This is a genomic window from Hymenobacter sp. BT491 (assembly GCF_014349165.1).
GTDB lineage: Bacteria > Bacteroidota > Bacteroidia > Cytophagales > Hymenobacteraceae > Hymenobacter > Hymenobacter jejuensis.
Window position 1 is genome coordinate 498,945 of the sequence record NZ_JACSJJ010000003.1, and the last position, 20,147, is coordinate 519,091.

The window sequence follows — 20,147 nt, forward strand, 5'->3', positions numbered from 1 at the left end:
GCTTACTGATACTGATAGCCGTACAGCTCCGTGATTTTCTTCTTTTTCAGCTTTTCTACTTTCACCGTCATCTTGATGTCGGTGGTGGGGCGGTCGCGTTCATCTTTGGGCTGTGTAGCAATCTTGTCAACCACATCCATCCCGCTTATCACCTGGCCAAATACAGTATAGGCGCCGTCGAGATGCGGCGTGCCACGGTGGTTTTGCACAATGTAAAACTGCGAGGCGCTGCTCGCGCGCTCGGGATTCACAAAATCGCCCTGGCGGGCGGCGGCAACGGCTCCGTACTGATGATGTAGCTCGGGCCGGATCTCGGCCGGGATCATTTTCTCGTTATCAGCGCCGGCTCCGTCGTTGGCGGCATCCGCATCCTTGGAATTAGGATCGCCGCCCTGAATCATAAAGTCCTGAATAACACGATGAAACGTAGTGCCGTTGTAGAAGCCGCTTTTGCTCAGTTTCAGAAAATTAGCTTTGTGCCGCGGCGTTTGATCGAACAGAATCAGCTTGATGTCACCCAACGAAGTGCTGATGGTCACCACCTCGTCTTTCTTGGTTTTCTTCGGGGCTTTCGCAGCGAACACTGCCGGTGATGCCGCCAGCCACAAGGCCCACAGCAGCACCGTAACGCGGAATATTGATTTCATAAAGGCGTAAGAGTTGAAAGATAACACAGCGAAATTACGCGCTTTCGGCTGGAGCGGCGAGAAAATCCCGGGTTGGCCGCGCGGCAAACTGAGGCGAAATGCCAAAATCCACGTAAGCTGCACCGTACCCAACTCCCCTATTGATGCCCGAACGCTCTACGCCCGTCGCTCAGTCCCAGTGGCTGCCCAAAGTTTTGCTTGGCCTTTACGTGCTCTTATTTACTGCTTTGGCTATTCACCCGGCAGAGCGCGGGACGTGGGTGGCCGAGAATACGCCCATCGTAGCGATTGCGGTGCTGCTGGTGGTGCTGTATATGCGTGGCGTGCGCTTCTCCAATTTGGCGTATGTGCTGATGAGCGTGCTGCTCTTTCTGCACACCATTGGCGGTTATTACACTTTCGAAAAGGTGCCTTTTGATTGGTTTAACAACCTTTTTGGCTTCAAGCGCAACATGTACGACCGCGTGGCGCACTTCAGCGTGGGCTTCTACGCCTTTGCCATCATCGAGCTCACCGACCGCAACGGCACCATCCGCAGCCGCGCGGTTTCGTATTTGTTTGCGCTGTTCGCCATTGCCACCATCGCCATGAGTTACGAGCTTATCGAGTGGCTATACGCCGATTTAAGCGATCCATCGGCCGGCGCTGCATTCCTGGGTAGCCAAGGCGACATTTGGGATGCCCAAAAAGATATGCTCGCTGATACTAGTGGCGCTGTCTTCGCCCTGATTATTTATTGGCTACGAAGCAAATCTTCCAATAATCATAAATAATTAGCAATCAATTACTTACAAAAAAGCCGTCTGGCTGATGTCAGACGGCTTTTTTGTAAGTAATTACCAGAATTTAGGCTTCGGTGCGGTGATGCCGGATGGCGTCAAGTATTTCCCGGCCGCCCCTGCTTAGCACGCTTTCCGCGAGCCGAACTCCCATGGCCTCAGCCTGTTGGGCGTCAACGGTGGAAAAGGTTTCGTCGATGTACTGCTTCCCATCGAGGCTGATGAGGCCGCCGTGGAGTTGCAGCGTACCGGTCGTGGTGAAAGTAGCCAGCGCAAACGAAGGAATGCTGCAACCGCCTTCCATGGTGCGCAGAAACGCGCGCTCAGTTAGCAGGCAGGTGTGCGTGGCCGGGTGGTCGAGGATGCGCTGCAGGGTAGCTTTCAGCTCACCGTCCAGGGTATGGGCGCACTCGATGGCCACGCTGCCCTGGCCCGCTGCCGGCACAAACTGCTTTTCGGGCAGCATATGCCGGATAAGCTTGTCGTACTCCATGCGATGCACGCCGGCGTAGGCAAGCACCAAGGCATCGTACTGGCCTTCTTCGAGCTTGCGCAGCCGCGTTTGCAGGTTGCCGCGCGCTTCGGCCGTGCTGGCGTTGGGATAAAAACGCCGGAACATCGCCTTGCGGCGGGTGCTGCTGGTGCCCAATGTAATGCCCGGCCGATCTAAAGAAAATGTCGAATCGAAGCTCAGGACGACATCGTTGACCCGTTCGCGCTTCATAAAGGCCAGCAGCTCCAGATCGTCGGGAATGGTGCTTTGCACGTCCTTGGCGCTGTGCACAGCCACGTCGATGTGGCCGGTGCGTAGGCTTTCTTCCAGCTCCTCCGTGAACACGCCCTTCGACCCGATTTTGGCCAGTGAGCGATCCTGAATCACATCGCCGGTAGTCGTGATGATGACGATTTCAGAAGCAATCTGCTCCTGCTTCAAGCACGCAGCAACGTGGTGGGCTTGCCACAGCGCAAGCTTGCTGCCGCGGGTACCAATGCGAATCGGACGAGTAGTAGGCATAAATAAGTCTTCAATCAATACAGAAGCCTGAACATCCACGGAGGCCAAAATAATGCCGCGGCCAAACCAATAGCATTTCGTTTCTTGCCTACGCTTCCGCGAAATACAAAGCTACAACACCCCCGCGCTTTGCATAAGCTATAGCTGATTTAGCACTAGCTATAGCAACTTACCAAACTGTATTTTCGGCGTTGGAAGCCTTTAGGCTGGCATTTTTAGCAACTCGGCCACCCGCAGCGAGGTATCCATAAACACCATTCGTGGGTTGGCATTGCGTTCGATGTGGTAGTGCGCCTCGTTGAGTTCGCGCGTAATTGGGTCGGCATTGTGCAGGCTTACAAAGCGGCTGAAACCCGTGACAAACTGCTGCTCAGCGGCGGGCAGATGGGGCACAAACTTCGCGTCGATCCCAAACAGCAGCACCTTGCGCAACAGGCCCAGCGCGTATTGCAGAAACTCTTTCTGGTTTTCGCGGCCCATCTTCTGAAATTCGTCACTGGTGGCGAGCAGCTTATCTACTTTCAGACCGTAGCAATGCCGCATCCACTCCGCAAACAAAGCGAAATAGTCACTGTCGGCCGAATCTTGAGCGGCGAGTGCTGCGCCCAGGTTGCCATCGGAAATTTGCGCCAACTGCCGGGCTTTCACCTCGGGCACTTTTTGTACATCTCGCAGATAATCAACTAGTTCTTCTTCCGAATAAGCGCGCACTACCACGGGTTGCACGCGGCTCACGATGGTGGGCAACAGTTGCTCGGGCGCGTGGCTCACCAGCAAGAAAATGGTAGCGGCCGGCGGCTCTTCCAGGAGTTTGAGCACGGCATTGGCCGCGGCCGGGTGCATCAGTTCCGGCAGCCAGATCACCACAATTTTGAATTGGGCTTCAAACGCCTTCAGCGACACGAGCTTCAGCAGTTGCAGGCTTTCTTCTTTCGAAATGCTGCCTTGTTTGTTCTCGGCGCCAATGTGCTGCATCCAGTCGTTGAGGCCTTGGAAGGGATTTTCGAGCACAAAGCTGCGCCACTCGGCCGCAAACTTACTGCTGACCGCGTCCTTCGGCACTTGCTTGGTTGAAGTAACGGGCAGGATGAAATTCAGGTCGGGGTGAATGAGCTTGTCAATCTTCTGGCAGCTAGCACACTGCCCGCATGAATCTTCATCGTCGGGTTGGCGGGCCTCGCAGTTCAGAAACGTGGCGTAAGCCAAAGCCAGCGCCATCGCCGCCGAGCCTTCAGCCCCGCGAAACAGCTGTGCATGCGCCACATGCTGCCGCTGCACCGACTGCACCAGCAGCTTCTTCACCGCATTCTGGCCCGGAATTTCAGCAAAACGCATTATACTACAACCAATTGATTATCAATAAATTACCACAAAGTGCCATCCTGAATCTACAAAGGACCTTGCTGTGCCCAGCGCAAAGAAAGGTCGGGGTAGCGAAAGTAGACAGCAGGCTCTAACTGGCCCGTTCCCACACCCGGTCTTTTGCCGTGGCATCGTAGACGTGCTGCATAATGCCTTGTTCCACAGCATCATATGCCAAGTGCCGACGGGCCATCACGCGCTCAGCTACTTCAGCTACTTTAGGCATTTTGAAGGTTTCGAAACCAGCCGCCCCGCCCCAACTGAACGAGGGAATAAACGTGCGCGGAAAGCCCGCCCCGAAGACATTGGCGCCCACACCTACTACCGTGCCGGTGTTGAACATGGTGTTGATGCCGCACTTGCTGTGGTCGCCCATCATTAGGCCGCAAAACTGCTGGCCGGTGTTCACGAAACGGCTTCTGGCGTGGCTCCAGATCTTGACCGGCGCGTAGTTATTCTTGAGGTTGGAGGTGTTGGTATCCGCACCCAGGTTGCACCATTCGCCAATCACGGAGTTGCCGAGGTAGCCGTCGTGGCCTTTGTTGGAATAGCCAAACAAGATGGAGTTGCCGACTTCGCCGCCTACTTTGCAATAAGGCCCCACGGTGTTGTCGCCGCGCATTTTGGCGCCGGCATTGATATGAGATCCTTCGCCCAATGCCAGCGGCCCTTTAATAATGGCTCCTTCGTGTACCTGCGAGTTCTTGCCCAGGTAAATTGGGCCGTCTTCGGCGTTCAGAATGGCGGCGCGGATTTTCACGCCCTCTTCAAGGAAGATGTTCTCGGCGCCGTAGACGATGGTATGCGGATCGGTGATGGGCTGGGATTGCCGACCGCGGGTAAGCATGTCAAAATCTTCCCGGATTTCGCGGCCGTTGCGCAGAAACAAATGCCACACCTCCCGAATAAGTGTCACGGGTTCAGCAACTTCCTTCTCGTCTGCAAAACCATCTTGGATCAGCTCTGCCACCTTGGAAGCATCGGATAAGTGGGCCGCTACCAGGGTTTCGCTGCAAAAAAGGGCCTGCCCGGGCTGGAGGTTTTCAATCTGCTGCACGAGCACGTCGTCGGGGCAAATGGCGCCGTTGATAACCAGCGCGGCACCTGCCACGGGGCCGGCGGGGTATTTTGCCTGCAAGTAAGGCTCCGTCAGGTAATGAACTTCCTGGCGCAAGCGATGCTGCCACTTTTCGGCGATCGTCAGGATGCCGCAGCGCAGAGCCGCCACCGGCCGCGTGAAGGTAAAGGGCAACAGATTTTGCCGAATGTCGGGGTCGTCGAAGAGCAGAACGGTCATGGCAATAAGTCGACTGTGGTTCGTTTCCGGAGGCAGGCGCCGGGTTGCGCGTGCCTAGCAACGGCAAGTTGGCACAAATAAAAACTCCCGCCAGACTTGCCAGCGGGAGTTCCAAATATTTTGCTTACTGGGTTGCCGCTCCAAGCTGACAACCAAATAATTACTTCTTCTGGTAGCGGTTGCGGAATTTCTCCACACGGCCAGCGGTGTCGATGAACACGTTTTTGCCGGTGTAGAAAGGGTGCGATGCGCTGCTAACTTCCACCTTGATGACAGGATAGGTTTTGCCATCCTCCATCGTGATAGTGTCGTTGGAGGTCATCGTCGAGCGCGTGATGAATTTAAAGTCGCTAGACGTGTCCTGAAACACGACTTCGCGATACTCGGGGTGGATGTCTTTTTTCATGGTCGTAATACCGTTAAAACCTTCAGGGCCTGCCGATTTTGCGGAAGGGATTGCAAAAGTACGTGTTATCCCTGTAAATCAAAAACCTACCACCCGATTTCGTACCAAAGCTCCCCGAAACTGCTTGTAAACCAAGGCCACACCCGGCACTTACATACTTTTAATCCTGCGCTGTCGTTATCTTCTTGGTTTCAGATTGCGGAGCGTATGCATTTCACCTTCAAACTTTTGCTGGTAGCAGGCCTTGTGTTGGCAAGCGTGGCCATGCTGTTTGGGACTGCGACCGTTACAGCCTTCCACTCAAAATACGTGGGCAACAACGTGCAGCTGGAGTGGCAAGTAGCCGGCGAGCCGGTGGTGCAAGCCTACGATTTGTACCGCAAAACCAACCACGAATCCGGCTATATCCGTTTGGCTTCTGTTGCACCTACGGGCCAGCAGCACTACCGCTACCTCGATGTTGGCCCGACGATAGCCAGCCCGGTCGCCTACCGTTTGGTGGTGCGCAGCGTGCCTCTCGACCGATCGTATACCAGCGTGCTAGCAAAGGCTCCCAGAGCCGTGCAGCGCTCTTGGGCCAGTATCAAGCTTATATTCAAGTAGATACAACTGTTTAATTATCAAGTAGTTATTTCATTAACGTAAGACGCTTTCGATACAGGCTGGTGTGATCTGGGAAATCAAGCTGCGTATCAGGCAGGCGGCCGTTTAACCTTGCTATGGGATTTCTGCGTACGGGAGGAGGCACCTTCTGCCAGATCTCCTACCTATGTCCATAACCGATTCCATTTCGTCTGCGCTTCCGGCTTCCCCTTCCCCTGGCATCCGGATGCTGGCCCGCTTTGGTTTTGCGGCCATTGGGGTGGTGTATCTGTTGATGGGCATTCTGGCTTTGCTAGCGGCTTTGGGCCAACGGGGTGGCCAAACCGCCGATAAAAAACAAGCCGTGCAGACGCTACAGGGCCTACCCGGCGGCCCAGTGCTTTTGGGCCTGATTGCGTTTGGGCTGCTTGGCTACATCATCTGGCGAATCGTGCAGGCCGTGCGCGATACGGAAAGCAAAGGTTCCGGTGCTAAAGGCATCGGCCAACGGCTTAGCTACATTGGCAGCGGCTTGGTGTACGCTAGTTTGGCGTGGTTTGCCGCGCGCCTAGCTTGGAATGGGGCCGCCGACAGTGGCGGCAACACCCAACAAACGCTCACAGCCAAAGTGCTCAGCTGGCCCGGTGGTGACTGGCTGGTGTTGTTGTTGGGCCTGATTATTATCGTCGTTGGCATTTATCAGCTCATCAATGCTTACTCCGGCAGGTTTCAACAGTATATAAACGCCAGCAACCTTCCGCCGAACCAGCAGAACGTTGTATACCGTGCCGGACAGATTGGCTACACAGCCCGTGGCATTGTGCTAGTTATTATTGGCTACTTCTTCGTGCAAGCAGGCCGTGAGTCCCGAGCCTCGGCAGTTGGCGCCACCGATGAAGCCTTTGATTTGCTGGCAACTATGGGCCCGGCTGTGCTCGGGGTAGTAGCGCTGGGCTTGATGGCGTATGGCTTCTACATGCTGGTGCAAGCGCGCTATCCGGTGTTACGCGGCGTATGAGCGCAGGATGCGCAGGGCATTCCAAGCTGAGGTTGTAGTTTGGTGCCGCCAATTTTTGTGCCTTCACGCGGCTAATTACCCTTATTTACTTCTAAACAAGTATGCGCATTTGCTTTGCCACCAACAACGAACACAAGCTGACCGAAGTACGTCCGCTGTTGCCTGCTTTCATCGAACTAGTCAGCATGCGCGACATTGGGTGTGAGGAAGAGTTGCCCGAAACCCGCGATACGCTCGCCGGCAATGCTCGCCAAAAGGCCGAATACGTGTGGGAGCACTATGGCGTATCCTGCTTTGCCGACGATACCGGCCTGGAAGTAAATGCCTTACATGGAGAACCCGGTGTGTATTCGGCGCGCTATGCGGGGCCACAGCGCTCGGCTGCGGATAATGTGACGAAGCTGCTGCACGAGTTGGGCACGGCCAGCGACCGCAGCGCGCAGTTCCGGACGGTCATTGCCTTGATCCTGCCAAGCGGCGAAGTGCACGAGTTCGATGGCGAAGTGCGCGGCTCAATTTCCGACACGCGACAGGGCAAAGATGGTTTTGGATACGATCCTGTGTTTCGGCCGGAAGGCCACGACGCAACTTTTGCCGAAATGACTTTGGCGCAAAAAAACACGATGAGCCACCGCGCCCGGGCTGTGCAACAGTTGGTTGCCTTTCTCAATACCCAGGCGGCGGGCGACGTTGGAGCAGAGAAATAAGGGGCAGTTTGCGGCGAATTTCCAATTCCTCGTTTCGCATTCGTAAATTTGCACGGTTGGCCCTTCCGGTACGGGCCGTTTCCCCACCCCATGCAACATCCTTTCATCGTCGGTATTACGGGCGGCAGCGCCTCCGGCAAAACCACGTTTTTGCGCCGGCTGCTGGCTGCCTTCCCATCGGAAGACATTTGTCTGATTTCGCAGGATAATTATTACCACCCGCGCGAAACACAACAAGTTGATGATCAAGGAGTTACAAATTTTGACCTTCCTTCTTCCATCGACTCTGTAGCCTACGCCGCCGATGTGTTGCGCATCAGTCAGGGCCAGGAGGTACGCCGACCGGAATATACATTTAACAACCCCAACGCCACGCCCAGCGAACTTGTTTTTCATCCGGCTCCTATTGTGGTTGTAGAAGGCATCTTCGTTTTTTACTTCGAGGAAGTAGCCAAACTGCTCGACCTGAAAGTGTATATCGATGCCCGCGAGCATGTGAAGTTGCAGCGCCGCATCGTCCGCGACCGCGACGAACGCGGCTACGATCTGGAGGACGTGCTCTACCGCTACACCAACCACGTAGCGCCCACGTACGAGAAATACATCAAGCCCTTTAAGCACGACGCCGACCTCATCATCCCGAACAATCGGCATTTTGACAAGGGGCTGGAAGTGCTCGTTACCTTCCTAAAAAGCAAGGTTCCGACCAAAACCAAATCAGAGTAGCAAGCACCGGCAAGCAGCTTTAGGCTGTTGCCAAAGCGAGCGTTGCCGGACCGGCAGCGCTCGCTTTTTGTTTGCCTGCGCCCCGCCAACACCTTGCGTTTACCCCCAAACCAGCCGCCGCCTACAGGTTCTTATTTCGTTGGCCCGCGCAATTGGCTATATTTGTAGCCATTACCCTGACCATGTTCTTGTCCGTCACCACGTTTTTACCCCGCCTGCGTTTTGCGATGCTCACAGCCACGCTGCTGTTTGTGCTGTCGCTGAACCACCAGGCCGTGGCTACCTTCCGGGTCCCGGTGGGCAAGGCTGCGCACGTGGGCGCTGCTCCGAAGGCAGCCGTGGTAAAGCAAAAAGTTACCCTGGAAGCCACGGCCGCTTTGGCCCCGTGGCTGGCACCAGCCGTTGAGGCTTGGCTGCCTGCTCCCGAACCACTGACCTGGGCCGTAGCCGTTCGCAGCCTGGCTGCGCCGCGCCCCCGCCCGTGTGCCGTGCCGGATTTGTTCCGCTCGCGGTTGCTGCTCGCGGCGTTGTCGCCGCAGGCGCCCTAGCTTTCGCACCGAAGTCAGGAATTAAAAACGATGAATTGGCATTTAGCCATTCATAAGCACCTGATTTATAAGCAGATTGACTACGCCAGACGATGCGTCTTTGGCATTCTTAGGTAACCACCTTTCTTTATTATAAATGCGTAACAAAGGACTTATCATTGCTTTGACACTCATCGTGTCGTTGCTGTGCGCCTACTTTTTCACATTCACCTTTATCTCGCGGCGGGTGCAAGCCAACGCCGTGACCTATGCCACGCACAATGGCACGGTGGATCAGCAACAACGCCAGCACTACCTCGATTCGGTATGGCGCGCCCCTGTTGCCAACATCTTGGGTGTTGATTATACCTACCGCGACGTTCGCGCCAGCGAGCTCGGCCTGGGCCTTGACTTGAAGGGCGGCATGCACGTGACGCTGGAAGTATCGCCCGTGGAGATTGTGCGCGCGATGGCCGGCAACTCCAAAGATGCCAACTTCAACAAAGCGTTGACCCAAGCACAGGAGCTGCAGAAAACCAACCCTTCGACGCCTTTCACGGCGTTGTTTGCGCAGGCTTATCGCACGGTGGCGCCTAACGACAAGCTCGCTCGCTTGTTTGCCAACACTACCAACAAGAGCCGCGGCATCGACATCAACTCGACCAACGAGAAAGTGATCGGCGCCATCGACAAGGAAGTAGAAGAAGCCATCGACCGCTCATTCAACATCCTGCGTACCCGCGTCGACAAGTTCGGCGTAAACCAGCCCAGCATTCAGCGTGTGAAAGGCACGGGCCGTCTGCAAATCGAACTGCCCGGCGTCGACAACCCCGACCGCGTTCGCAAACTGCTCCAAGGCCAGGCCAAATTGGAGTTCTGGGAAGTGTGGCGCACGGATGAGTTCGCACCGTATTTCAACCAACTCAACAGCGTATTGTCGGCCAAAGAAGAAGCTGACAAACTGCAAGGCACTGCTGCCGCTCCGGCCGCAAAAAAGGATACCACGGCTACTGCCGCCACCGCTGCCACGGGCGATTCAACTTCATTGGCTAGCCAATTGGCCAAAAAGAACGCCGCGAAAAACGTTGCGAAAGCCGACTCCGCTAATCCTCAGCAAAGCAGCCTGTTAGCTCGCTTGTTCACGATGCCAGGCGCGTTGGGCAGTAATGTCCGCGACACGGCTCGCGTAAACTCGCTGTTCAAAACGCAGGAAGTACGCGCTGTATTGCCTCCAAACCTGACGTTCCTGTGGGACGTGAAGCCGACGACCATCGAAGGCCAGGAGTACCTCCAACTGTATGCTATCCGCAAATCGAGCGCAGCTACGCCGCCACTAGCTGGTGATGTAGTGGCCGACGCGCGTCAGGACTACGACCAGAACGGTCGCCCGGAAGTGTCGATGCAGATGTCGCCAAACGGTGCCCATAAGTGGCAGAAGTTGACCGCCGCCAACATCGGCCGTCAGGTAGCCATCGTGCTCGACGACTATGTGTACTCGGCCCCGGTTGTGCAGTCGGAGATTGCCGGTGGCAACTCCAGCATCTCGGGCAACTTTACCATTGAAGAAGCGCAAGACCTAGCCAACGTACTGAAGGCCGGTAAGCTGCCTGCTCCTACCCGCATTGTGGAAGAAGCGGTAGTTGGTCCGTCGTTGGGTCAAGAAGCTATTAACCAAGGTCTTTACTCCTCGGTTGCCGGTCTGATCATCATCATGGTGTTCATGGCCATTTACTACGGCCGCGCGGGCTTGGTAGCTGACGCAGCTCTGTTGTTCAACATGTTCCTGATTCTGGGTGTGTTGGCGCAGTTTGGCACGGCCCTCACGCTGCCGGGTATTGCCGGTATGGTACTGACCTTCGGTATGTCGGTGGATGCCAACGTGTTGATCTTCGAGCGGATTCGCGAGGAACTCAACCACGGCCACGGCTTGAAAGATGCCATCAACGCCGGTTATAAGCGGGCGTTCTCGGCCATCTTCGACTCCAACGTAACCACGATGCTGATTGCCGTGATTCTCGGCTTCTTCGGCACGGGCCCGGTACAAAACTTTGCAATCACGCTGGGTATTGGCGTATTAACTTCCTTCCTGTCAGCAGTTTACATTTCCCACCTCATCATCGAGTGGTTGACCAAAGGCAAGGACACGTCGAAGATCACCTTCAGCACGTTCCTGTCGCGTAACCTGTTCCAGAATGTCAACTTCGACATCGTGGGTAAGCGCAAAATCGCTTACGCCTTCTCGACCGTCGTAATCGTGGTTGGCTTCGTGCTGATGGCGATCCAAGGCGGCCCGAACCTAGGGGTTGACTTCCGCGGTGGCCGCAGCTACCTCGTCGAGTTCAGCAAATCAGAAGCGGCTTCGGATGTAAAAGAAGCCTTGAACGATGACTTTAAAGGTGCGGGTACGGAGGTAAAAACCTTTGGCGCCGCCAATCGTCTGCGCATCACCACAGGCTATTTGGCGGAAGACGAAAGCACTGCCGGCGACCAGAAAGTGCTGGCTGCTCTGACTACGGGCCTGAAGCAATATGGCGCCGACAATCCGAAAGTGCTCAGCACTTCGAAAGTAGGCGCTACTATTGCCGACGACATCAAGAAAACCTCGATTCTGAGCCTGGGCCTGACCTTGTTGGGCATCTTCGTGTATGTATTACTGCGCTTTGAAAAGTGGCAGTACTCGATGGCAGCGGTTGTGGCACTGTTTCACGATGCGCTGCTCGTGATCGCGGCCTTCCCGATTGCCCGCGCGTTGGGTCTGAACTACGAAATGGACCAGGTGTTCGTGGCGGCTGTGCTGACGGTTATTGGTTTCTCGATGAACGACACGGTGGTTATCTACGACCGCATCCGGGAATATCTGCGTGAGAACCCCAACCTGACGTTTGCGCAGGTTGTGAATCCGGCCCTGAACAGCACGTTCTCCCGCACGATGATCACGTTCACCACGGTATTCTTGGTGGTGTTGGTGCTCTACATCTTCGGCGGCGAAACGCTGCGTTCGTTCTCGTTTGCCATGTTGGTGGGTATCGTCTTCGGTACGTATTCGTCCTTGTTCATTGCGACTCCGCTGATCCTCGACACCTATGGCCGCAAGGAAGCCCGCGAACGCGGCACTTCCAACACGCCTAGCGTGGCCAGCGCCGACGCTCCCAAGCTCTCGACGGCTGTTAAGTAACCAGTCCCGATTTCCGGCTTCTAAAAGGCCGCTCCCACACTGGGAGCGGCCTTTTTTGTTGTAGTCAAATTCATCCTGAGTAAACAGCATCCCAACTTTACACCACAACTATTTCATTATCAACAGCTTGAAATAAAGAATTACTATTTCGCTATCTTTTGTGTAGCTACAGGCAACCCTTTTGTCCGTCCGTCCGAGTCGTTAGATATAAACCCCGCGACCGTGCCCCAACCTGAACACGACCTCGAGATGCTACTGGCCACACTGGCCGGGTGCCGGCGTGCTGACCGGGGAAGTCAGCGCCGTCTGTACTCGCTGTACTATAGCTACAGCATGAGCATCTGCCTGCGCTACGCCGGCACGCGCGACGAAGCGATGGAAGCAGTCAACGACGGGTTTATGAAAGTATTCCGCGACGTGAGCCATTTCGATCCCACGAAGCACGAAACCAGCGGCTCTTTCCGCGGCTGGCTTCGCAAAATCATGATTCACACGGCCATTGACCACTACCGCGCCCAAGAAAAGCACCAACATCAGCAGGATCTGGACAAAACTGCTTACGCCCTCGCCGACGAAGGAGGCTCAGCCCTGGACTCGCTTTCTTACGACGAGCTGCTGCATATGATTCACCAACTCCCTCCGGCCTACCGCACTGCATTCAACCTGTACGTTATCGACGGTTTCACGCACGAAGAGATTGCCAACCGCCTACACATTTCGGTGGGTACTTCGAAGTCGAACCTGTCGAAAGCGAGGGCACACCTCAAGGATTTATTAAAAAAAACTAGCCACCATGCATACGCCGGAAATGTCGGATGAAGAGCTTGACGCTCTGTTCAGACAGGGCGCGGAAAACTACCCGGAGGAACACAACCTCAACGCGTGGTTGCAAATGGAACAAAAGCTGGAAGCAGCTGCTGTTCAACAACTTGTTTACCGGAAAATCGCCGGTTTTTTTGCCGCTGAAATAGCCTTGATCGCCTTATTGGCAGTACTCTGGGTACATTTCAGCCCGAGAATCAGCCCTTCTCCTAATACACAAGTACCTGATAACCAAATAGTTGTCAATAACCATAATAAAGCCGTCACTCCCAAGAAGTTAGCCTCCGCTGCTGTTGCTTCTTCTACAAAAGCAAAATCTGGGCGCCCAGTTCAGTCACCGCTCCCAGGGATTGGTAGTAGAGCCATCACGCCCGCAACGCCAACGCAACCGGCCGTAGAATCGGCTAAGGCTGCGGTCCAACGCAGCACAGTTACCGGCTCGAATCGGCCAGTTGTTCGGCGCTCACCAACTTTCGCACTGGCAGCCGGCATTGGCAGCCGCAAAGCACCGCGGCCACGAACTGATCTAGAAAAAAAGGGGTCCGACTTATCATCAAAACCTTCTTACACAAGCAGTTCACAAACCGCAGCGGCTCCGAAAGCCCCAGTTAAAGTTGACGAAAACCCGACTATAGCGGCGGCTCCTTCGGAAGCGCTGGTTCCGGTCGACCAACCTTCCGAAGCGTCAAACAAAGCGTTGCCGGCCAGTGTCAGCAGTGATTCTGTGGCTCGTACTCGGCCGCTGCCCACCGCGCCCGCACCGGACTCGACAGCTCGTAAAGAGCCGGAAAAACCCGCGCCACGCTTGGGTTATCGCTTCAGTGTCAACTTCTTATACGCCCCTGAACTCAGCAAAGTACGCTCCTCCAGCCTGACGTCGCCGGGCAGCAACCTGGGCCTGATGCTTGAGTATCGGGTCACGCCTCGCCTGCGGATAGCGGCCGGCCTGATCAAGTCGGTGAAGAAATACGATGCCAAGGGCAGCGATTACCACCCCCCACAGCATTACTGGACCAACTACCTTAAGCTCGACGAGGTGTATGCCAACTGCCGCATCCTGGATTTGCCGCTCAACCTGCGCTACGATGTCGTGAGCCGGCCGCAATACGCACTGTTTGCCGGGGCGGGCCTTTCGTCCTTGCTAATGCGCAACGAACGGTACCGCTACGCATATTACTCGGCGGGGCAGCTTCTGAACCGCGAGTGGACCCGCCACAACGGCTCCAACCACTTCTTCAGCGTGCTCAATCTGTCGGCGGGGTACGAGCGGGCACTGGGCGGGCGCTGGTCGGTGCAGGGCGAACCCTACGTGAAAATCCCGCTGGGCGGGGTGGGCTTTGGCAAAGTCAAGCTCAGCAGCGCCGGCGCTTTCTTCTCGCTTAAATACAGCTTGCTGCCCATGCAGCCCCTCGTGCAGCCGTAGCGCTGCCACCCACTTTCCTGACTCTTGCCTTGGCTTTGCTCGCGACAAAGCCTGCTTCCCCGGACACTCTGTGTGCACCCGAGCAGTCCTTGCTGTGCCTTATCCGAGGCCAGCGACTCACCTCCAAACCATTGAGCTACAGACAATTAATTCACCAGCCATGTCAAGACTCTCTTATTTTACTCTGATGCGCTGCCTCACCTTTTTGCTAGGCGCCTCACTACTTAGCTCGGTTTCGTTGCTGGTTGTTAGCTGCAACGACAAGGACGACAACAAGCCGGTCGAAATCACCGATGCGCAAGCCACGGTGAAGCTGGCTACCTCCGCTACTCTCGGGCCTTACCTCACCGATTCGCAAGGCAACACGCTTTATTTCTTTGCCCGCGACGTCGACGGCACCAATGCTTGCACCGGTGGCTGCTCGGCCGTTTGGCCTGTCTATTACGAGCCTAACGTGCTGGTCACGAAGGCGTTAAACGCCTCGGATTTTGGCTCCAAAACCACTCCCGACGGCCGCCAGCAAACGACTTACAAAGGGTGGCCTTTGTATTACTACGCCCCAGCGGTCAATGGTCAGAACGTGCGCGAATTACCGGGCGAAACCCGCGGCAACGGCGTGGGTACCATCTGGCACGTCGTAAATCCCGGGTATTCGGTGGTGATTGCCAGCAAGAGTGTGGTTGACAAAACTACCAATGCGACCGTTAGCCGCACCTATCTAACTGACACACAAGGGCGTACGATGTACGTGTTTGCCAAAGACACCAAAAACCCCAATACGCTCGCGACCAACTGCACCGGCAGCTGCGCCACTACCTGGCCGCCTGTGTACATGAGCGCGCCTACCGTGCCTTCCTCGCTGAAAGCCAGCGACTTCGGCACCATTACGCGCACCGATGCGGGCTCTGCTTCCGGGCCTTACGGCAATACCAGCAAGGCCAATTTGCAGCTGACTTATAAAGGCCGACCCCTCTATTACTACATCGCCGACAACGACACACGCGGGCGCGTCGAAGGGCATGACCTGAATGAATCGGGTGATCTGTGGTTTGCGGCCGCCCCATAATTAATTGATTTATAAATAATTATGAACAAACCATTTGGAAGCCGTCGCTCAATACGCGGGTTGTTGCTGGGTGCGCTGGCGGTGCTGGCCGGCTGCGCCTACGACAACGCCGAGGATCTTTTCAAAGACCAGCCCGCGGTCACTTGCGACGTTTCGGCCGTCACGTACGCGAGCACCATTTCTCCGATTCTGACGCAGAACTGCCGCGTTTGCCACAACAGTCAGATCACAAATGGCAATGTGAACTTGGAAAACTACGCCGACGTGAAGCGCATCGCTAGCAGCGGCTTGCTGGTGGGCGTCGTCAGCCATGCGCCGGGCTACAAGCAGATGCCTTTTGGCTTGCCCAAGCTCGCCGACTGCGACATTGCCCGCATCAAGAAGTGGGTAGACGACGGCGCTCCGAATAACTGAAACTCACCCTAACGGCTACGCTTATGAACTACTGGTTGCTACTGGTGCTGTATCTGCTCCCGCTTGCGCGTCCGGATGCGGCGAGTAAATATTCGACCCGAACCGGGATGATTTCCTTCTTCTCCAGCACGTTCATCGAAGATATTGAAGCCCACAACAACCAAGTGGGTGCCCTGCTGGACCTGACGAGCGGCCAAGTGGCTTTTTCGGTGACGATGAAGGCGTTTCAGTTTAAGCGCACGCTCATGCAGGAGCATTTCAACGAGAACTACATCGAATCGGACAAGTTTCCGCGTTCGACGTTTGCGGGCAAGCTGCTCAACTTTCAGCCCACGCAACTCAACCAGCCGGGTCCGCAGGAGGTGCAGGTAGAAGGCGATCTGACCATTCATGGGGTGAAGCGCCACATCAAGGTACCGGGCACGCTGGAGCTGAAGGGCAACCAGCTCTTGGCCAAGTCGAAGTTCATTGTGGCCCCTGCCGATTACAACATCGAGATTCCGGCGCTGGTCCGCGAAAACATTGCCAAAACTGTGGAAGTAACCGTGTCCCTGGCCTGCGAACCTGCTCCACAACAGCCTTAATATCAACGAGATATGAAGCATCGTTTTTCTTCATTTGGCGCGTATGGGCTGGCAGTGGCTTTGCTGCTGATGTGCAGCAGCAAAGCGCGGGCCCAGGATGACCTGCTGCAAAAGCTGGAAGCCCAAACCACCGACAGCCTCCACACCGACTACACGCAGGCCACCTTCAAGGGCACGCGCGTCATCAACGGGCACTCGGTGGAAACGCCGGGGCAGGGCACGCTGCTGTTTCTGATTTCGCACCGATTTGGGACGCTCAACAGCGGCGCCTACAATTTCTTCGGCCTGGACGAAGCCACGATTCGTCTGGGCCTGGAGTATGGGCTTACCGACAAGCTGACGGTGGGCGTCGGACGCAGTTCGCTGGAGAAAACCTTCGATGGGTTTGGCAAATACCGGCTGCTGCGCCAAAGCACCGGCCTGCACACCATGCCCGTTTCGGTAACGGTATTTGCCAGCGCGGCGCTGAATTCGCTGAAATTTACGGGACCGGAGCACCCCACGGATACGCGTTTCACTTACACGTACCAGGCGTTGATTGCGCGGAAGTTCAGCACCAATTTATCGCTGCAACTGATGCCCACGCTGGTGCACCGCAACCTGGTCGATACCCGCGCGGAGCAAAACGACGTGTACGCGCTGGGATTTGCAGGCCGCCAAAAGCTGACCAAGCGCGTGGCGCTCACGATGGAATATTACTACCTATTGCCCGGCCACACGGCCGACGAGTTTCGCAATTCCTTGTCGGCGGGCTTCGACATCGAGACCGGGGGGCACGTGTTTCAGTTGCACTTCACCAACTCCCGCGGCATGATCGAGAAGTTTTTCATTCCCCAAACCACCGGCAAGTGGCAGAAAGGCGACATCTACTTTGGCTTTAATATTTCCAGAGCCTTTACCCTTAAACCAAAGGCTTGATAAACAATCAAATACCACGCCTATACTCTCCTAAGCCAGTAGTGCGGACTTGTTGGTCTGCGTGCCCCACGCCGCCGGATGCTATCCGACGGACGCGGACGGCGAGCCTGCGCTACTGTGCTTTTTTCTACACCAAGTAGGTGTGCTGTGGAAGTGGGTTGGGAATGGTCGGTGCCGCAGGTACGCCTGTCTTGCGCGAAGGTCTGTAGCCGATTCGTTGCAGCGCTTGCGGCCCCAGACGCTTCGCGAGGCCCGGCCAGATAGCCCGAGTTCTGGCCCGCCGCTCTCGAACCCGCCGTTCTCAACCCTTTCCCGGCGTTTTAGCAACTATCTTATTTGCAGATACTTGTGTAAATATCCGTTTAGCTATGCCCACTAAAAAGCCCGGCCAAAAATGGCCGGGCTTTTTAATTTCTGGCTTGAGGTTGTTTAGAAAGAAGCCGTAACGCCTTCTGCAACCACTTCTCTTACTTCGGGTACCATGCGCTTGAGCAGGTTTTCGATGCCCGACTTCAGGGTAACCGTCGCCGATGGGCAGCCCGAACACGAGCCTTGCAGGTTCACCGTCACGACGCCATCTTGGTAGCTACGGAAGGTAATGTTGCCACCGTCTTGCTCTACGGCGGGGCGCACGTAGTTATCGAGCAGGTCGATGATTTTTTGGCTGGTTTGCTGGTCGGCTTCCGACGAGTCGCCGGCGGCAGCGGCTTGCGCAGCTTTCTGCTCAGCAGCCGGATCGACGGTGAAAATCGGGCCGCCCGACTCCACGTACGATTTCAGGAACGTGCGCAGCTCCGGGATGAGCTGAGCCCACAGCAAATCGGTGGTTTTGGTAACCGTTACGAAGTTCGCGGCGATGAAAACGCGGCCTACGTAGTCGAAATTGAACAGCTCCTGTGCCAGCGGCGAGTTGGCCGCCGCCTCCACATTCGGGTAATCGACGCTCACCCCCTCGCTCAGAAGCGTGGTATTGAGCACGAATTTCATGGATTCGGGGTTGGGGCTGGCCTCAGCGTAGATCGAGATGGGCGCAGCGGGAGTGGTGATATGATCAGCCATGGTAGTGGTCTTGAAAACGTGAGTACAGTGCGCGCCTCCTCATACGGATTTGCGGCTGGTATCGATTATAAAACCAAGATCGGCACCAGAAGTTGCAAAGTTACACAACAACCGGAAGCTTTATTTAGAAATGCTATATATAAGCGATATCCCATCCTCGCAGCAGTACCTCTGCCTTTTGAGAATAAGATACTTTTGCCGGGTCTATGATCGAATTTAACCGTGCCGCCCCTGGTTTTGCGCCAATGTTTCTGGATGCTGGCGCTTCTTGGCCAGTGGCTTACTGGTTGTTGCTGCCTTTTTTTGGTCTGTTAGCCCTGATTGCCACCGGGCCATTGTTCTTTCCTAAGTTCTGGACGCGCTGGTACGCGTCCATTGCCGTTGGCCTGGGCCTGCTGATGCTGGGCTACTACGGCTTCGTCCGCCACGACTGGCACACCACCGTCGAGACCTTGGCCGAATACACCTCGTTCGTGGTGTTGCTCACGGCATTATACGTAACCGGCGGCACTATGTATCTGAATATCAACTTAGAAGCCACACCTCGCCGCAACGTGCTTCTGCTGCTGGCCGGGGCTATGCTGGCCAGCGTCATTGGCACCACCGGCGCCTCGCTGGTGCTGATCCGGCCGTTTATTCGGCTCAACGACCAACGGGCCAAGCCCTACCAGATCGTTTTTTTCATTTTTCTGGTCAGCAATGCCGGAGGCCTGCTCACGCCGCTCGGCGATCCGCCGCTGTTTATTGGGTACCTGCGCGGCGTGCCTTTTTTCTGGACTGCCTGGCACTTGTTGCTGCCATGGCTGGTGGCTACCGGCGCGCTTTTACTGCTGTTTTGGCTGAAAGACCGCCGTAACCCCTATCCCAGCCGCCTCTCCCGCAACGAAAGGCGCCGCGAACGGCAGGAAAAAGGCCTGCCGCTCTACGACTTCAACGGGGCACAAAACCTTCCGTGGCTGCTATTGGTGCTGGTCAGCGTTTTCCTAGACCCTGCGCGCGTGTCGTGGGTACCGGCGCTCCATGTTTTCGGACTGCACCTCTCCTTCGTGCGCGAAATGCTCCAGCTAGTGGCCGCCTGGGGCTGCTACCGTACCGCCGACCGCAAAGCCTTAGGTGCCAATCACTTCACTTTCGAGCCGATGCACGAGGTAGCTTTTCTCTTTTTCGGCATTTTCCTGACCATGATGCCCGCCTTGCAGACGGCGGCGGCCGTTGCCTCCAAGCCTTCGGTGGCCGGTAATCTGACGCCCACTGCCCTTTATTGGCTAACGGGCAGCCTTTCCGCTTTTCTGGATAACGCGCCCACGTACGCCAGTTTCCTGTCGCTGAGTATGGCTAGCCATCATCTCAACATAAACCAAGACACTGATGTACAGGCCTTTGCCTTATCGTATCTGACTATGCCGCTGTTGCGGGCTATTTCCAGCGGCGCGGTTTTATTTGGCGCGTTCACTTACATCGGCAACGGACCCAATTTTTTGGTGCGCTCCATTGCGGAAAAGGAAGGGGTACCCATGCCTTCGTTTTTTGGCTACATCGTCCGATACGCCATTCCGTATCTACTGCCTGTGCTATTGCTAATCGGTTGGTTGTTAACGCTTTGGTAGCACCTACGGAGGC

The 20,147-nt window shown here is 55.8% G+C and carries 20 protein-coding genes; 14 read left to right on the forward strand and 6 right to left on the reverse strand.

The window, feature by feature from the left end; translation table 11 throughout:
* Nucleotides 1-2 precede the first annotated feature (2 nt).
* Complete coding sequence (locus tag H9I52_RS13610; protein WP_187454316.1) at nucleotides 3-647, reverse strand: peptidylprolyl isomerase; 645 nt, start codon at nucleotides 645-647, stop codon at nucleotides 3-5.
* A 143-nt stretch (nucleotides 648-790) separates the two neighbouring features.
* Between H9I52_RS13610 and H9I52_RS13615 the strand changes: the two genes are divergently transcribed.
* Nucleotides 791-1,420 (forward strand): DUF2238 domain-containing protein, encoded by a 630-nt coding sequence (locus H9I52_RS13615; RefSeq protein WP_187454317.1) that lies wholly within the window; start codon nucleotides 791-793, stop codon nucleotides 1,418-1,420.
* A gap of 73 nt (nucleotides 1,421-1,493) precedes the next feature.
* Here H9I52_RS13615 and hemC read toward each other — a convergent pair whose 3' ends face one another.
* The 4 genes from hemC to H9I52_RS13635 form a co-directional block, all read right to left on the reverse strand.
* Nucleotides 1,494-2,441: a hydroxymethylbilane synthase gene (gene hemC / locus H9I52_RS13620; RefSeq protein WP_187454318.1), complete on the reverse strand. Its 948-nt coding sequence runs from the start codon at nucleotides 2,439-2,441 to the stop codon at nucleotides 1,494-1,496.
* Nucleotides 2,442-2,642: 201 nt separating this feature from the next.
* Complete coding sequence (locus H9I52_RS13625; protein ID WP_187454319.1) at nucleotides 2,643-3,776, reverse strand: ATP-binding protein; 1,134 nt, start codon at nucleotides 3,774-3,776, stop codon at nucleotides 2,643-2,645.
* A 118-nt stretch (nucleotides 3,777-3,894) separates the two neighbouring features.
* The gene (locus H9I52_RS13630) at nucleotides 3,895-5,100 is read right to left on the reverse strand and encodes a GlmU family protein (protein WP_139516038.1); all 1,206 of its coding nucleotides are present in this window, start codon (nucleotides 5,098-5,100) and stop codon (nucleotides 3,895-3,897) included.
* Between the two features lie 160 nt (nucleotides 5,101-5,260).
* Nucleotides 5,261-5,506, reverse strand: coding sequence for a type B 50S ribosomal protein L31 (locus H9I52_RS13635; RefSeq protein WP_139516037.1), 246 nt, complete (start codon nucleotides 5,504-5,506; stop codon nucleotides 5,261-5,263).
* A gap of 207 nt (nucleotides 5,507-5,713) precedes the next feature.
* Between H9I52_RS13635 and H9I52_RS13640 the strand changes: the two genes are divergently transcribed.
* From H9I52_RS13640 to H9I52_RS13695, 12 genes are all read left to right on the forward strand, one after another.
* Nucleotides 5,714-6,109, forward strand: coding sequence for a hypothetical protein (locus H9I52_RS13640; RefSeq protein WP_139516036.1), 396 nt, complete (start codon nucleotides 5,714-5,716; stop codon nucleotides 6,107-6,109).
* Between the two features lie 166 nt (nucleotides 6,110-6,275).
* Entirely contained in the window at nucleotides 6,276-7,106 is an 831-nt protein-coding gene (locus H9I52_RS13645; protein WP_187454320.1) for a DUF1206 domain-containing protein, read from the forward strand.
* A gap of 101 nt (nucleotides 7,107-7,207) precedes the next feature.
* Complete coding sequence (gene rdgB, locus H9I52_RS13650; RefSeq protein ID WP_187454321.1) at nucleotides 7,208-7,813, forward strand: RdgB/HAM1 family non-canonical purine NTP pyrophosphatase; 606 nt, start codon at nucleotides 7,208-7,210, stop codon at nucleotides 7,811-7,813.
* Nucleotides 7,814-7,903: 90 nt separating this feature from the next.
* On the forward strand, nucleotides 7,904-8,539 hold the full coding sequence (udk, locus tag H9I52_RS13655) for a uridine kinase (protein ID WP_187454322.1): 636 nt from the start codon (nucleotides 7,904-7,906) through the stop codon (nucleotides 8,537-8,539).
* Between the two features lie 182 nt (nucleotides 8,540-8,721).
* Nucleotides 8,722-9,087, forward strand: coding sequence for a hypothetical protein (locus H9I52_RS13660; protein ID WP_187454323.1), 366 nt, complete (start codon nucleotides 8,722-8,724; stop codon nucleotides 9,085-9,087).
* 136 nt (nucleotides 9,088-9,223) lie between these two features.
* Complete coding sequence (gene secDF, locus H9I52_RS13665; RefSeq protein ID WP_187454324.1) at nucleotides 9,224-12,241, forward strand: protein translocase subunit SecDF; 3,018 nt, start codon at nucleotides 9,224-9,226, stop codon at nucleotides 12,239-12,241.
* Nucleotides 12,242-12,463: 222 nt separating this feature from the next.
* The gene (locus tag H9I52_RS13670; protein ID WP_230471106.1) at nucleotides 12,464-13,060 is read left to right on the forward strand and encodes an RNA polymerase sigma factor; all 597 of its coding nucleotides are present in this window, start codon (nucleotides 12,464-12,466) and stop codon (nucleotides 13,058-13,060) included.
* A gap of 727 nt (nucleotides 13,061-13,787) precedes the next feature.
* The gene (locus H9I52_RS13675; protein WP_187454325.1) at nucleotides 13,788-14,486 is read left to right on the forward strand and encodes a hypothetical protein; all 699 of its coding nucleotides are present in this window, start codon (nucleotides 13,788-13,790) and stop codon (nucleotides 14,484-14,486) included.
* 160 nt (nucleotides 14,487-14,646) lie between these two features.
* Complete coding sequence (locus tag H9I52_RS13680) at nucleotides 14,647-15,552, forward strand: hypothetical protein (RefSeq protein ID WP_187454326.1); 906 nt, start codon at nucleotides 14,647-14,649, stop codon at nucleotides 15,550-15,552.
* Nucleotides 15,553-15,573: 21 nt separating this feature from the next.
* Nucleotides 15,574-15,966 (forward strand): hypothetical protein, encoded by a 393-nt coding sequence (locus H9I52_RS13685; RefSeq protein WP_139516028.1) that lies wholly within the window; start codon nucleotides 15,574-15,576, stop codon nucleotides 15,964-15,966.
* A gap of 23 nt (nucleotides 15,967-15,989) precedes the next feature.
* Nucleotides 15,990-16,550 carry a YceI family protein gene (locus tag H9I52_RS13690; RefSeq protein ID WP_187454327.1) on the forward strand — a complete coding sequence of 187 codons (561 nt, stop codon included), beginning with the start codon at nucleotides 15,990-15,992 and terminating at the stop codon, nucleotides 16,548-16,550.
* A gap of 12 nt (nucleotides 16,551-16,562) precedes the next feature.
* Nucleotides 16,563-17,468 carry a DUF5777 family beta-barrel protein gene (locus H9I52_RS13695; protein WP_222940504.1) on the forward strand — a complete coding sequence of 302 codons (906 nt, stop codon included), beginning with the start codon at nucleotides 16,563-16,565 and terminating at the stop codon, nucleotides 17,466-17,468.
* Nucleotides 17,469-17,897: 429 nt separating this feature from the next.
* Here the strand turns inward: H9I52_RS13695 and H9I52_RS13700 are convergent, their stop codons facing one another.
* On the reverse strand, nucleotides 17,898-18,527 hold the full coding sequence (locus H9I52_RS13700; RefSeq protein ID WP_139516025.1) for a NifU family protein: 630 nt from the start codon (nucleotides 18,525-18,527) through the stop codon (nucleotides 17,898-17,900).
* A gap of 206 nt (nucleotides 18,528-18,733) precedes the next feature.
* On the opposite strand from H9I52_RS13700, the gene H9I52_RS13705 reads away from it, so the two are divergent.
* The gene (locus H9I52_RS13705) at nucleotides 18,734-20,134 is read left to right on the forward strand and encodes a sodium:proton antiporter (RefSeq protein ID WP_262386074.1); all 1,401 of its coding nucleotides are present in this window, start codon (nucleotides 18,734-18,736) and stop codon (nucleotides 20,132-20,134) included.
* Nucleotides 20,135-20,147 lie beyond the last annotated feature (13 nt).

Coding starts and splice junctions, on each gene's coding strand:
- H9I52_RS13610 (WP_187454316.1), bottom strand. CDS start 647: ATGAAATCAATATTCCGCGTTACGGTGCTGCTGTGGGCCTTGTGGCTG.
- H9I52_RS13615 (WP_187454317.1), top strand. CDS start 791: ATGCCCGAACGCTCTACGCCCGTCGCTCAGTCCCAGTGGCTGCCCAAA.
- hemC (WP_187454318.1), bottom strand. CDS start 2,441: ATGCCTACTACTCGTCCGATTCGCATTGGTACCCGCGGCAGCAAGCTT.
- H9I52_RS13625 (WP_187454319.1), bottom strand. CDS start 3,776: ATGCGTTTTGCTGAAATTCCGGGCCAGAATGCGGTGAAGAAGCTGCTG.
- H9I52_RS13630 (WP_139516038.1), bottom strand. CDS start 5,100: ATGACCGTTCTGCTCTTCGACGACCCCGACATTCGGCAAAATCTGTTG.
- H9I52_RS13635 (WP_139516037.1), bottom strand. CDS start 5,506: ATGAAAAAAGACATCCACCCCGAGTATCGCGAAGTCGTGTTTCAGGAC.
- H9I52_RS13640 (WP_139516036.1), top strand. CDS start 5,714: ATGCATTTCACCTTCAAACTTTTGCTGGTAGCAGGCCTTGTGTTGGCA.
- H9I52_RS13645 (WP_187454320.1), top strand. CDS start 6,276: ATGTCCATAACCGATTCCATTTCGTCTGCGCTTCCGGCTTCCCCTTCC.
- rdgB (WP_187454321.1), top strand. CDS start 7,208: ATGCGCATTTGCTTTGCCACCAACAACGAACACAAGCTGACCGAAGTA.
- udk (WP_187454322.1), top strand. CDS start 7,904: ATGCAACATCCTTTCATCGTCGGTATTACGGGCGGCAGCGCCTCCGGC.
- H9I52_RS13660 (WP_187454323.1), top strand. CDS start 8,722: ATGTTCTTGTCCGTCACCACGTTTTTACCCCGCCTGCGTTTTGCGATG.
- secDF (WP_187454324.1), top strand. CDS start 9,224: ATGCGTAACAAAGGACTTATCATTGCTTTGACACTCATCGTGTCGTTG.
- H9I52_RS13680 (WP_187454326.1), top strand. CDS start 14,647: ATGTCAAGACTCTCTTATTTTACTCTGATGCGCTGCCTCACCTTTTTG.
- H9I52_RS13685 (WP_139516028.1), top strand. CDS start 15,574: ATGAACAAACCATTTGGAAGCCGTCGCTCAATACGCGGGTTGTTGCTG.
- H9I52_RS13690 (WP_187454327.1), top strand. CDS start 15,990: ATGAACTACTGGTTGCTACTGGTGCTGTATCTGCTCCCGCTTGCGCGT.
- H9I52_RS13695 (WP_222940504.1), top strand. CDS start 16,563: ATGAAGCATCGTTTTTCTTCATTTGGCGCGTATGGGCTGGCAGTGGCT.
- H9I52_RS13700 (WP_139516025.1), bottom strand. CDS start 18,527: ATGGCTGATCATATCACCACTCCCGCTGCGCCCATCTCGATCTACGCT.
- H9I52_RS13705 (WP_262386074.1), top strand. CDS start 18,734: ATGATCGAATTTAACCGTGCCGCCCCTGGTTTTGCGCCAATGTTTCTG.